The following is an 11,426-nucleotide window of genomic DNA, read 5'->3' as shown; positions in this document are numbered from 1 at the left end:
CCAGGTGCATGGTGGCCCGGTCCTGGTCGATCGGCACGGCCAGCACGGTGTGCGCCAGGCCGTGGGCGAAGGCCGTCCGGGCCAGCCGCTCGGCGCCGGCCGGACGGGTGCGTTCCCCGACGCCGACCGCCAGCACGCCCTCGGCCAGCGCCAGCACGTCGCCGCCCTCGAGGAACTCCTTGTCCCAGCCGTGGATCCGCTCGGTGCCGGCGAACCGCGGGTGGAACTGGTAGATCAGCTCGGTGAGCTGGGTCTCGCGCACCCGGGCCGGCATCGCCAGCGAGGTGATGGTGACCCGATCGCCGACCCAGACGCTGGAGTCACGGGTGAACAGCAGGTTGGGCAGCGGGTCGATCAGGAACTCGTCGGAGGCGTGCAGCGCGGCCACCAGGCTGCCGGTGCCGGACACCTCGTCGTTGCGTAGGCCGGCCATCAGGATCTCGGCCAGATCCTCCGGGCCCTTGTCGTGCAGCAGATCGGTCAGGTAGTGCCGCAGCGTGTCACCCAGCCGCAGGTCGGTCATGGTGTGGGCGATGGCCGCCTCGCGCGCGTCCGCGTCGGCGAGGGTCTCGATCAGCAGTTGGCTGAGGTAGAGCACCTCCACGCCCCGGCTGCGCAGCGCGTCGGCGAACGCGTCATGCTCCTCCTGCGCCCGATCGACCCAGGGCAGCCCGTCGAAGAGCAGAGCGTCGTTGTTGCGGGGGGTCAGCCGGCGCAACTCGTTGCCGGGTCGGTGCAGCATGACGGTGCGCAGCCGTCCGACTTCGGAGCGTACGCCGTGCGGGAATTGTTCAGCCATGGGCCAAACCTTAAGGGTTCCTGGCCGAGTGTCACGATGAGGCCATGAGGCAACGCATTGCGGTGGTCGGTGGTTCCGGTCGGATGGGTGCCCGAGTGGTGCGGGCGCTGAGCGCGGCCGGTGCCACGGCGGTGCCGCTGTCCCGGCGCACCGGCTTCGATCTGACCCGCTCCGAATCGGACGACCTGACCCGTTCTCTGGAGGGTATGGAGGCCGTCATCGACTGTTCGGACGCCGCCGATCACCGGCGTGCGACCTTCGAGGCGTCGGCCAAGGCGTTGAGCCGGGCGGCCACCAGGGCCGGCGTAGGACAGCTGGTGGTGGTGTCGATCGTCGGTATCGACCGGCCCGGGCTGGCCCGGATGGGCTACTACCAGGGCAAGCTGGCCCAGGAGCGGGCACTGGCGACCGGACCGGTTCCGGTGACGGTGGTCCGGTCGACCCAGTGGTACGGGTTCGCCGACCAGGTCTACGTCGCGCTTCGCCTGGGCGGCTGGGGTCGGATCGGCCTCGCCCCGGCGATGCGCATGCAGCCGGTCGCCGATGGCGCGGTCGCCGCCCGACTGGCTCGGGCCGCGCTGGAGAGCCCCGGCTCGACCAGAGTCGAGCTGGCTGGTCCCGAACCGATGAGCGTCGCCGACCTGGCGCGCCGGGTGTGGCGCGCCCGCGGTGTCCGAGCCCGGGTTGCGGTGGTGCCGGTCCCCGGCCTGCCGGGTTTCACCGACGGCAGCCTGCTGCCCGGTCCGGACGCCGAACTCGACCCGACCACGGTCGAGGAATGGGTCGAGACGGAGGGCCTCAGCCGGCCAGCGGGTTGACCCAGCGCAGACCGGGGAAGCGAGCGAAATCGGTATCGGCCGAGACCACAGCGACCCCGTGCTCGATCGCCAGCGCGGCCAGTTGAGCGTCCGTGATCAGATTGCCGCGCAGATCGAGATCACGGATCATCCCGCCGAGAATGCGTGCGGTCGCGTCCGAGGTATCCGGAATCCAGCTGTTGGGGGCGTCCAACCATTGTTCGACGATTTCCCAGGCCTGATTGGGTCGTAGCGGCCTGGTGAACACCCGGGGATGGGTGGAGATCCGGAGGAAGGTGCCGATGGTCTGCCAAGGCAGCCCGACCCGCCGAGGGCCTGAGAACGCGTCCGACAGCCAGGCGGCGCATGCGGGGTGCTGCCTACTGGAGCGGTCGATCGAGTAGAGCAGGACGTTGGCGTCAAGAAGCATGACCGTCGGCCCGATCCAGATCGTCGAGCAACTCGAGCGTGTCCGCCACGCTCGTCAAGTCGACCTGTAGGCCGAGGTCGTAGGAGGGGTGGATGTAGCGGAAGTCGACCCGGTGAGTTGCGATGCCGCCACGAGCGAGTTCATTGACGGCCGCGGAGAAGCCCAGGCCACGCTCGCGCTGCAACCGGGTGACCGCCGCCGCCACGTCGTCGTCGAGATTGACAGTTGTACGCATGGCGAAAGCATACGCATCATGATGCGCCGGAGCGGGCATCATGATGGCAATATGAACCTTGGCCGGAGCTCGAGGTCGCGTTTACGAAACGTTGAGGTCGCTCGGGCAGAGTTCCTCGTATTGGGGGGTTGAGCCACCACACCGGGCAGGACCGGAGTCGCGATTCGGGGGGACGCGAGATCGGTCGGGGGACTGCCCGACATGGTGAGAAGGATCGAGCCGGGTCGGAACGCAAGGGAGGAAGCGTTCCGGACCCGGCTCTCCGCGCATGGTCGGACGATGGCCGGGGTTCCGCGAGCGTCGGCTCCATGTGAGTGCGTGGGACGGGGACTGCGGATTGGACGCCATGCAAATTTAGAGTTTGGGCGAGTCCATGAGATTGATGTGTGACCCAGGCATGGAGAATTAGGTGTGGGGGATACTGACGTACGCATAGGTCTTAGGTTGAAAGGAAATCCGGCTTTGCGATCTGGCGCTGGTGGGCGATGCGCCACATCCTGCCGGCAGGCACGTCGCTGCTCAGCTGAGACTAGCGGAAAGTCTCCGATAGGAATTGACTGGCTTCGGCTAAGAAGGGTCCGATCCAACCTGCGGCGAGAAGAAGTCCCAAAATGCTCCACTGTGCAATCATGCGCAGTCCAATGTTGTGAGGGGCTTGCTGGCCAATGGGTGGCTCTCTCATGTGGGCAAAACCATTCAGAACGCCAAACTTGATAACGATGCCAACACCTAGGATCGTGGCTCCAGTGAGGGACATGAGCGTCTCGATTCCGCCAGGTCTTCCAAGCGCTTGCCAAATCAATGGGGTTGCTCCCAGGGACATGCAGGGTGCGATGAACAGGGAATCGTGCAGAAGATTGAATCTTGGCCCATTTTGTGTACGTACGCGCCAGTTCGCCTCCCCGAGGGCAGCGGTTCCATCGCCGACAATGACCCAAGCCGTCGCGATATGATAGAACCATCCGAGCAGGAGCAAGGTGACGAGAGCGGTGAAACTATCCCTGTTGATTGTCGAAGCCGAAACTACGCTCGTGTTAAGTACCCATGACAGACCCAGTGCTGATGTCGCCCATAGGAACCCAATTGATATCGCGGGTAGTACGGTAAGTTGACGGCCGTGAAGTCGATAGCCATTCCAGTAAAGTGAATCCGCCAGACCTAGTGCTGCTAGAACTGCAACCGGAACGGCGGTCCCATCAGCGATTTGTGGCAGGGTCGCCCAGAGTGTGGCGCTACCTGCCAATGCAAATCCGGTCGAGATGACAGCCAGTCGTTGTCGCCAGATTGGAATTGATGCGGCAAAGCAGATAACGCCAGCTGCAATGATGTAACACAAGAATGTTGGCCAGGCCGCGATCGCATTCGGCTCGAACGATCCCTTCGGGCTGAAGAGCATCGAGGAGAGTCCTATTAGGGCCGCAGATCCCTGCCCGATGTAGGAAGCGTATAGCACGCCGAAGGCACGATCGATCGCCCGTCGACCATGTTCTGCGCTGTGGCCTACGAGGATGCTTCTAGCTTTAAGAACCGATGAGTAGCTGGCGACGATCCATGCAGCCGCAGGAAGAAGATAGAACGCTGAGATCCATCCCGCTTGAGTTGGACCGGCGGCCTCAGGAAATGCTAGGAATCCTACTATTATGGGATAGAGAAGAGCTGAACACAGCCCGGTGAATGACCCATGTGTGAGACGGTGTCTCGTGCTGTGTATTAGGCCTCGGAAGATGGTGTCGAAATTGAGCCACCAGAAGACTAGGAGGACGTAGTAGCCAAGCGCGCTGATGGCAATCCAGCGCAGACTTCCGGTGGTGCAGGCCAGCGCCGGGAGTGCTGGCGAGAGACCCAGAAGGGGCCATAGGTGCGCAAGTGTTCCGTCATGACCCCAGGGTGACCGCTGGAGGATGTAAGCGGGTAGGGTAAGACCGCCGCACATCAACAAACAGACAAGAGCGATCGTCATGGCTCTGGTGTCCCTCTGGACGCAGCCCATAGCGAAGCGCCTGCTATCGAAATAGCTACGAATGACAGTGTGGCTAAAGTTGCCGCGCTCGCTGAATGATCGCGATTTCCGATATTGTCAATGAGCGCAAGCGCGGCGAACGTGACTACAGCGATGCCGCTGATCAGTGCTGCCCGTGCACTTTCCGGATCGAGATGCGAGCTTTGTCGACGGTACTTTCGGAAGAGCCAGGCAACCCTCGTTAGTTGTGCGGCCAGATAACTGGATAGCGCGATTGTAAAAGCGGCATGGTAGTAGCCCGCCGCGGTGAAAGTATGTGGTGCCGGAAGCGTCCAGTTGGGGTCTGGGTCGGGATCTGAAAGCCATGCAATCTGTGTGGCCAGGCCGAGGCAAGCGCCGACGGCGGAACCTGCTAACCCGATCCATTTAGGAGGCCGGTGCGAGATCTGCAGAGTGAGAGCTAATTGGGTTAACCCCGCAGCTAGTGCAGGTAGTGCGATCGCGTCGCCTAGGGTGGCGGACCAGTATGAGTAGAGTCCTCTTTCGCCGGTCGGAGGCTCGATCGCAGCAAAGAGGTTCATTGCTCCGAATCCAGCAACAAAGGTCGTGATACCTGCTTTGATTGCTTTCCTTTTCAATTCTCCTCCCGGCGACTAGCGTAGTGGCCTCTGGGGTCTGGTGTCTCGCCCCGGAGAGGATTCTGAACTTAGCTCTTCTTGGCCCGGTTCCGGGCCTTGGCCCGCTCGTTGGCGTCCAGGATGACCTTGCGTAGCCTGACGTGGGACGGCGTCACCTCGAGGCATTCGTCGCCGCGGCAGAACTCCAGCGCCTGCTCCAGCGAATGCAGCCGCGGCGGGATCAGCCGCTCCAACTCTTCACCGGTGGAGGAGCGCACGTTGGTGAGCTTCTTCTCCTTGGTGGGGTTGACGTCCATGTCCTCGTTGCGCGGGTTCTCGCCGACGATCATGCCCTGGTAGACCTCGTCGGACGGCGCCACGAACAGCACGCCACGCTCCTGCAGGTTGAACAGGGCGTAGGAGGTGACCGCGCCGGTCCGGTCGGCGACCAGCGAGCCGGTTGACCGGGTGACGATCTCGCCGGCCCACGGCTCGTAGCCCTCGAAGACGTGGTGCATGATGCCGGTGCCGCGGGTCTGGGTGAGGAACTCGGTGCGGAAGCCGATCAGGCCACGAGCCGGGATGGCGTACTCCATCCGCACCCAGCCGGTGCCGTGGTTGATCATCTGCTCCATCCGGGAGCGCCGGGTGCCCATCAGCTGGGCGACGGTGCCGACGTGCTCCTCGGGAATGTCCACGGTCAGCCGCTCGAACGGCTCGTGCACCTTGCCGTCCACCACCCGGGTCAGCACCTGCGGCTTGCCGACGGTCAGTTCGAAGCCCTCGCGGCGCATCATCTCGACCAGCACGGCCAGCTGCAGTTCACCGCGGCCCTGGACCTCCCAGGTGTCCGGACGCTCGGTCGGCAGCACCCGGATCGACACGTTGCCGATCAGTTCGGCGTCCAGCCGGGCCTTGAGCAGGCGGGCGGTCAGCTTGGTGCCGGACTTGCCGGCCAGCGGCGAGGTGTTGATGCCGATCGTCATCGAGATGGACGGCTCGTCGACGTGGATCAGCGGCAGCGGCTTCGGATCGTCCGGATCGGAGAGGGTCTCGCCGATCATGATGTCGGGAATGCCGGCGATCGCCACGATGTCGCCCGGCCCGGCCTCTTCGGCGGGCTGCCGCTCCAGCGCGTGGGTCATCAGCAATTCGGACAGCTTCACCGTCTGCACGCTGCCGTCGGTCCGGCACCAGGCCACGTTCTGGCCGCGGCGCAGCGTGCCGTTGACCACCCGGCACAGCGCCAGCCGGCCCAGGTACGGGGAGGCGTCCAGGTTCGTGACGTGCGCCTGCAGCGCCGCGCCCTCGGTGTAGACCGGCGCCGGGATCGAATCCATGATCACCTGGAACAGCGGTTCCAGGTTCTCCGAGTCGGGCATGCCGCCGTCGGCGGGCTGGTTGAGCGAGGCGCGTCCGGCCTTGGCGGCGCAGTAGACGACCGGGAAGTCGAGCTTGTCCGCCTCGTCGTCCTCGAGCAGGTCGAGGAAGAGTTCGTAGACCTCGTCGGTGACTTCGCTGATCCGGGCGTCGGCGCGGTCGACCTTGTTGATCACCACGACGATCGGCAGATGCTTGGCCAGCGCCTTGCGCAGCACGAACCGGGTCTGCGGCAGCGGACCCTCGGAGGCGTCCACCAGCAGCACGACGCCGTCCACCATCTCGAGGCCGCGCTCGACCTCACCGCCGAAGTCGGCGTGGCCGGGGGTGTCGATGATGTTGATGGTCACCGTGGACCCGTCGGCCAGGACATGGTCGACGGCGGTGTTCTTGGCGAGGATGGTGATCCCCTTCTCCCGCTCCAGATCCATCGAGTCCATGACGCGTTTCTCGACGTCCTGGTTGGCGCGGAAGGCGCCGGACTGCCACAGCATCGCGTCCACCAAGGTGGTCTTTCCGTGGTCGACGTGGGCGATGATCGCGACGTTGCGCAGGTCGGCGCGCACAGGCATACAGGGGCCTTTCGGTAGGGCAACCTGATGATTCTACGGTCTACGCCGGCCTGCTTCGGCCATCGGGGGCTGCGCTGGTCATCGTCGGTCAGCTTGTCGAGACCGGTCCGCCGATGGTCGAGCTTGTGGCGACCCCGGAATGGGTTTCGACAAGCTCAACCCACGGAGGTTGCGTCAATCGGCGTTTCCTACTGCCGTTGCTGGATCAACCGCAGCGCGTAGTCGAACCAGAATTCGCCGGCCTGCGGCTCGCCCGGACGGCAGTTGCCGTCCGATTCGCCGGGCACTTTGATCCACAGCCGGGCGATCGCGTAGGCGTGTTCGGGTCCGATCTGCGGATCGGAGCCCAGCGCGGCGCCGGGCGGATTGCACCACGAGTCGCCCTGGCCGTCCGGTGCCGAGGGCGTCCCGTTGCCGTTGCGGGATGTGTCGATCACGTACTGGACGCCGCCCAATGCCGCCGACAGTCGATCGCCGTATTCCTGGTTGGCAGCGTCGGAGGCGAAGTTCGAGACGTTGAGGCTGAAGCCGTCGGCCTTCTCGATTCCGCTGCGGCGCAATGCTTGTGCCAGCTGATCGGTGTCGGCGATCCAGCCGGGGTGGCCGGCGTCGAGGTAGATCAGGGTCTGCTCGTTGGCCGATAAGCGTTCGATCGCGGTGGCGAGCATCGCGTAGGTGTCCTCGGCCCCGGCGCAGCTGGCGCTGAGTAGTTGCGGCACGGCGTCCGGTTCGAGGATGACGACGGCGCGCCGCGATCCGATCGTGTCGGCCACGGTCGCAACCCATTGCGCGTAGGCGTCCGCGTCCGCGGAGCCGCCGGCGGAATAGTTGCCGCAGTCGCGCTGGGGCCGGTGATAGAGGACGAGGACGGGAACCGCGTCCGCCACCTCGGCCTCGTCGAGGACACGTTTAGCGAGCGGAACCGGGTCGTCATGGGTCAACCAGGTCGCGACCGGTTGCGCAGTGATCGGCGCCAGTGCGTCGGCGTCCGCCTGGCGTCCGGACGCGCGGAGCGCATCGGCAGCCTGAGCGACAGGGGACTGAGGATCGACCCAGAGGCGCTGCTGGAACAGCGGATTGCGTGGCGCCGGCGTGGAGGCCTGACTGCAGGCGGTCAGCATCAGCGCGCCAGCCAGCAGGCCCGCGATTCGTGCCACTCTCACGGCACCTCTGCCCGGCCGACTGCGGGTGCATGGGACATCTCCATGGCCACAGCATGGCCGACTCGACGGCCCGCGGGCGGGACTGGTCCGAGAGCGGCGCTCTGTTGTCGCCTTGGGTACGTCAAGATGTGCGTTCAGAGCTGGCCTGGGCCGGGATCTGTGTCGAACCCGTGTGCCCGGGAGCACCGCCTGTCGGCTTGCGTCCCTCCGACCCCCGGCGACTAAGGTCGCCTACCTATGTGCCTGCCCGACCCCAGCGCGCGAGCCCGCCGATGAGTCATTCCGCGATCGAACGGCTCTCTCCGGCGTTCCCGCAACGGGCGCCCTGGGGGACGTCGGCGAAGCTGCGGGCCTGGCAGGCCGAGGCGCTGCAGCACTACCTGGACGCCGCACCCACCGACTTCCTCGCCGTCGCGACCCCGGGAGCCGGCAAGACGACCTTCGCGCTGCGGGTGGCGTCCGAGCTGCTGCACGAGCGGACCGTCAAGAAGATCATCGTGGTCGCCCCGACCGAGCACCTGAAGGTGCAGTGGGCGGACGCCGCGGCGAAGGTCGGCATCCAACTCGATCCGGGTCTTGCCGGACGCCGCAAGGGCCGGTCGAAGCAGTTCGACGGGGTGGCAGTCACGTATGCAGGTGTTGCCGCCGGCATGCTCAGCTATGAGGCGATGGTGGCGCGTGACGACACCCTGGTGATCCTCGACGAGGTGCATCACGCGGGTGACTCGCTGTCCTGGGGTGAAGCGGTGGCCGAGGCGTTCCGGCTTGCCAAGCGGCGTTTGGCGCTGACCGGAACACCGTTCCGCAGTGACGCCAACCCGATCCCGTTCGTCGCCTACGACGAGCAGCCCGGCGGTACCCGGATCTCCCGCGCCGACTACACCTACGGCTACGCCGAAGCGCTGCGCGACCATGTCGTCCGGCCGGTGGTGTTCATGAACTACGGCGGCCCGATGCGCTGGCGCACCAAGTCGGGCGAGACGCTCGCCGTCAACCTGGGTGAGCTGCTCACCAAGGACGTCACCGCGCAGGCCTGGCGCACCGCGCTCGACCCCAAAGGCGAGTGGATCTCGGCGGTGCTGGCGGCTGCCGACCGACGGCTCACCGAGGTGCGTCGTCACGTCGGCGACGCCGGTGGCCTGGTGATCGCCACCAACCAGACCCAGGCCCGCGCCTACGCCAAGGTGCTGGAATCGCTGACCGGTGAGAAGCCGACGGTGGTGCTCTCCGACGACCCCGGATCGAGTAAGCGGATCGAAGCCTTCGCCGAGAGTGAGGACCGCTGGATGGTGGCGGTCCGGATGGTCTCGGAGGGTGTCGACGTGCCGCGGCTGGCCGTGGGTGTGTACGCGACCGCGACCTCGACGCCGCTGTTCTTCGCCCAGGCGGTCGGACGTTTCGTCCGGGCTCGGAGGCGGGGTGAGTTGGCCACGGTGTTCCTGCCGACGGTGCCGATCATCCTGGCGCACGCGTCGACGTTGGAGCGGCAGCGCGACCACGTCCTGGGTGCTCCGGCGGCCAAGGAACTCTGGGACGAGACGGACGCCGAACTCGCGGCGGCGAATCGCACCGAGAATGCTGCCGATGAGCTGGAAGGCAGCTTCGAGGCACTCACTTCGGAGGCGACCTTCGATCACGTGCTGTTCGAGTCCCAGCAGTTCGGCATGCACGCCGTCCCGACCTCCGACGATGAGGCTGAATATCTGGGCCTGCCCGGTCTGTTGGAGGCCGATCAGATCAGTCATCTGCTGCGTGAGCGGCAGCGTCGTCAGGTGAATCGGCACGACCGGGCGGACAAGCGGGCCAAGGTGCCGACCGAGGTGTCCCTGCACCGGGCCCTCGAGGCGCGCCGCAAAGAACTCAACACTCTCGTCGCGCAGTACGCCCGAGCGACCGGACGGCCGCACAGCCACGTCCACGCCGAACTGCGCCGCCAGTGCGGCGGTCCACCACTGGCCCGCGCCACCACCGAACAGGTCGAAGAGCGGATCGCGATGATCCGCCGCTGGCGGACATAAGCACCGTCTACCACTCGAAGGCGGCGACGATGTCGGAGGCCAACTGAGCAGGAGTTCGGCCCTCGACATTGAGTCGTAGATCGCCGGGCAGCTGCTGGAGTTCGTCGGCGTTGCGTGGCGTGGTCGCGACGCAAGAAGTCAGGTCGCCTTCGGTGCGCGGTAGCTATGGGGCGACGCGTCACCCGGCGGATGCCTTTCGTCATCCCGGCGGACGCCGGGATCTCCGTCGGCCGGACGGCACTGCACCGCGGCAGCCGGTCGAGCGACGGCGCATCACCTCGACCGCGGTCGAGCGACGGCGCGGTAGCGATCTCGACATCGGTGACCGGTGGCGGGAAACATGTGCCGATTTCGTGTTGCAACCCGAAATCCGGAAGGTTTCCCGAAATCAGTGAGCGATCTCCACATCGACATACCGAGATTTCTGCACGATCTGACCATCCGACGACCCGATGCCTCCGTTGGTCGAGCTTGTCGAGACCCCCTCCGGTAGTGATTTCCGCAAGCAGATCTCGACGTAAAGGTGTTGTCACAGTGTTGTCAGAAACCACCCTGGTGTTGTCAGTTTCAGAAATGGCGTCGAGTTGCACCGCCGTGGCCAGAAAGTGTCAGACCCGGCCTCTACTGTGGTCTTCATGAATCGCATCACTGCCTTGGCTACGGGATTTATCCCTAACCGGCTGGTGAACGGTTTTTGTCAGTGGCGACGTTTAGGGTCGACGGTATGAGTATCGATGTAGAGCTGGGGACGGCGGTGGCGGATTTCGCCACCGTGGTGGCCGGCCTGCTCGACGACCTCGACTACAACGACGTGGCGCTACTGACCGATCGGAAACAACTCGACCTGGTCGCTGACCTGCTCACCGTGCAGTCGCGGTTGTCCGGTGTGGTGCACACCGTGCTCGCCACTGTCGATCGTGCGGAGTCTGCGATGACGGCTCATGGTGTCCCGACCGTCAGCTGGTTGGCGTCAGAGTTGCGCTACACCCGGGGCCAAGCTTCAGCGATGCTGCACCACGCCCATGATCTGCACCGGTTCTCCCAGATCGGTGACGCGTTGCGCGACGGTGTCGCGAACGATCGGCAAGCACAAGCCGTCACCCAGGTGCTGAAGAAACTCCCCACCGACCTGGGAGTCGAAGCCGAAGCGAAAGCCCAGGCGACGATGGTCGGCCATTGCGAGGAGTTCAACAGCCACGAACTTGCCGGTCTCTCCCGGCACCTGTTGGAGGTTGTCGCACCCGAGGTCGCTGAAGAAGCCGAAGCGAAACGCCAGGAACGCGAACTACGGGACGCACAGCAGGCCCGGCATCTCAACTTTGCCGACGACGGGCACGGCTCCACCACCATCAAAGGCTCCCTCCCCACCGCCGATGCAGCACTCATCAAGGCACAGATCGAAGCACTCGCCCAGCAGATGCACCGCACCGCCCTAGAACTACGCGATTCGGGTGT

General features: G+C 65.2%; 9 protein-coding genes. 3 read left to right on the top strand and 6 right to left on the bottom strand.

Translation table 11 applies throughout. From position 1 onward, the window contains the following. On the bottom strand, positions 1-799 hold a 799-nt coding region (locus QM624_RS04790), incomplete at its 3' end, for an arginine deiminase family protein (protein ID WP_415089278.1). A 44-nt stretch (positions 800-843) separates the two neighbouring features. Between QM624_RS04790 and QM624_RS04785 the strand changes: the two genes are divergently transcribed. Continuing rightward, positions 844-1,617 carry an SDR family oxidoreductase gene (locus QM624_RS04785; RefSeq protein WP_415089275.1) on the top strand — a complete coding sequence of 258 codons (774 nt, stop codon included), beginning with the start codon at positions 844-846 and terminating at the stop codon, positions 1,615-1,617. On the opposite strand, the gene QM624_RS04780 is transcribed toward QM624_RS04785, so the two are convergent. The 5 genes from QM624_RS04780 to QM624_RS04760 form a co-directional block, all read right to left on the bottom strand. Beyond that, on the bottom strand, positions 1,598-2,026 hold the full coding sequence (locus QM624_RS04780; protein WP_415089272.1) for a TA system VapC family ribonuclease toxin: 429 nt from the start codon (positions 2,024-2,026) through the stop codon (positions 1,598-1,600). The two genes, QM624_RS04785 and QM624_RS04780, sit on opposite strands and share 20 nt — an antisense overlap. Then, the gene (locus QM624_RS04775; protein ID WP_415089270.1) at positions 2,016-2,261 is read right to left on the bottom strand and encodes a CopG family transcriptional regulator; all 246 of its coding nucleotides are present in this window, start codon (positions 2,259-2,261) and stop codon (positions 2,016-2,018) included. Before QM624_RS04775 ends, QM624_RS04780 begins: the two co-directional genes overlap by 11 nt. A 529-nt stretch (positions 2,262-2,790) precedes the next feature. Beyond that, entirely contained in the window at positions 2,791-3,657 is an 867-nt protein-coding gene (locus QM624_RS04770; protein WP_415089268.1) for a hypothetical protein, read from the bottom strand. Positions 3,658-4,927: 1,270 nt separating this feature from the next. After that, the gene (gene typA, locus QM624_RS04765; protein ID WP_415089266.1) at positions 4,928-6,790 is read right to left on the bottom strand and encodes a translational GTPase TypA; all 1,863 of its coding nucleotides are present in this window, start codon (positions 6,788-6,790) and stop codon (positions 4,928-4,930) included. Positions 6,791-6,978: 188 nt separating this feature from the next. Next, positions 6,979-7,947, bottom strand: coding sequence for a glycoside hydrolase family 6 protein (locus tag QM624_RS04760; protein ID WP_415089264.1), 969 nt, complete (start codon positions 7,945-7,947; stop codon positions 6,979-6,981). A 278-nt stretch (positions 7,948-8,225) separates the two neighbouring features. Here QM624_RS04760 and QM624_RS04755 point away from each other — a divergent pair, with 278 nt between their 5' ends. Next, positions 8,226-9,971 (top strand): DEAD/DEAH box helicase, encoded by a 1,746-nt coding sequence (locus QM624_RS04755; RefSeq protein WP_415089262.1) that lies wholly within the window; start codon positions 8,226-8,228, stop codon positions 9,969-9,971. A gap of 724 nt (positions 9,972-10,695) precedes the next feature. Next, positions 10,696-11,426, top strand: a 731-nt coding sequence (locus tag QM624_RS04750) for a DUF222 domain-containing protein (protein ID WP_415089260.1), incomplete at its 3' end; no start/stop codon positions are given.

The organism is Micropruina sp., from assembly GCF_047606365.1.
In the GTDB taxonomy this organism is placed as follows: Bacteria; Actinomycetota; Actinomycetes; order Propionibacteriales; family Propionibacteriaceae; genus Micropruina.
Note: the sequence above shows the minus strand (reverse complement) of the source record. Positions and strands in the feature narration are given on the sequence as shown.

What these genes read in the sequence shown, in the direction of transcription:
- QM624_RS04770 (WP_415089268.1), bottom strand. Translation starts at nt 3,657, where the DNA reads ATGCTCTTCAGCCCGAAGGGATCGTTCGAGCCGAATGCGATCGCGGCC.
- typA (WP_415089266.1), bottom strand. Translation starts at nt 6,790, where the DNA reads ATGCCTGTGCGCGCCGACCTGCGCAACGTCGCGATCATCGCCCACGTC.
- QM624_RS04755 (WP_415089262.1), top strand. Translation starts at nt 8,226, where the DNA reads ATGAGTCATTCCGCGATCGAACGGCTCTCTCCGGCGTTCCCGCAACGG.
- QM624_RS04780 (WP_415089272.1), bottom strand. Translation starts at nt 2,026, where the DNA reads ATGCTTCTTGACGCCAACGTCCTGCTCTACTCGATCGACCGCTCCAGT.
- QM624_RS04775 (WP_415089270.1), bottom strand. Translation starts at nt 2,261, where the DNA reads ATGCGTACAACTGTCAATCTCGACGACGACGTGGCGGCGGCGGTCACC.
- QM624_RS04785 (WP_415089275.1), top strand. Translation starts at nt 844, where the DNA reads ATGAGGCAACGCATTGCGGTGGTCGGTGGTTCCGGTCGGATGGGTGCC.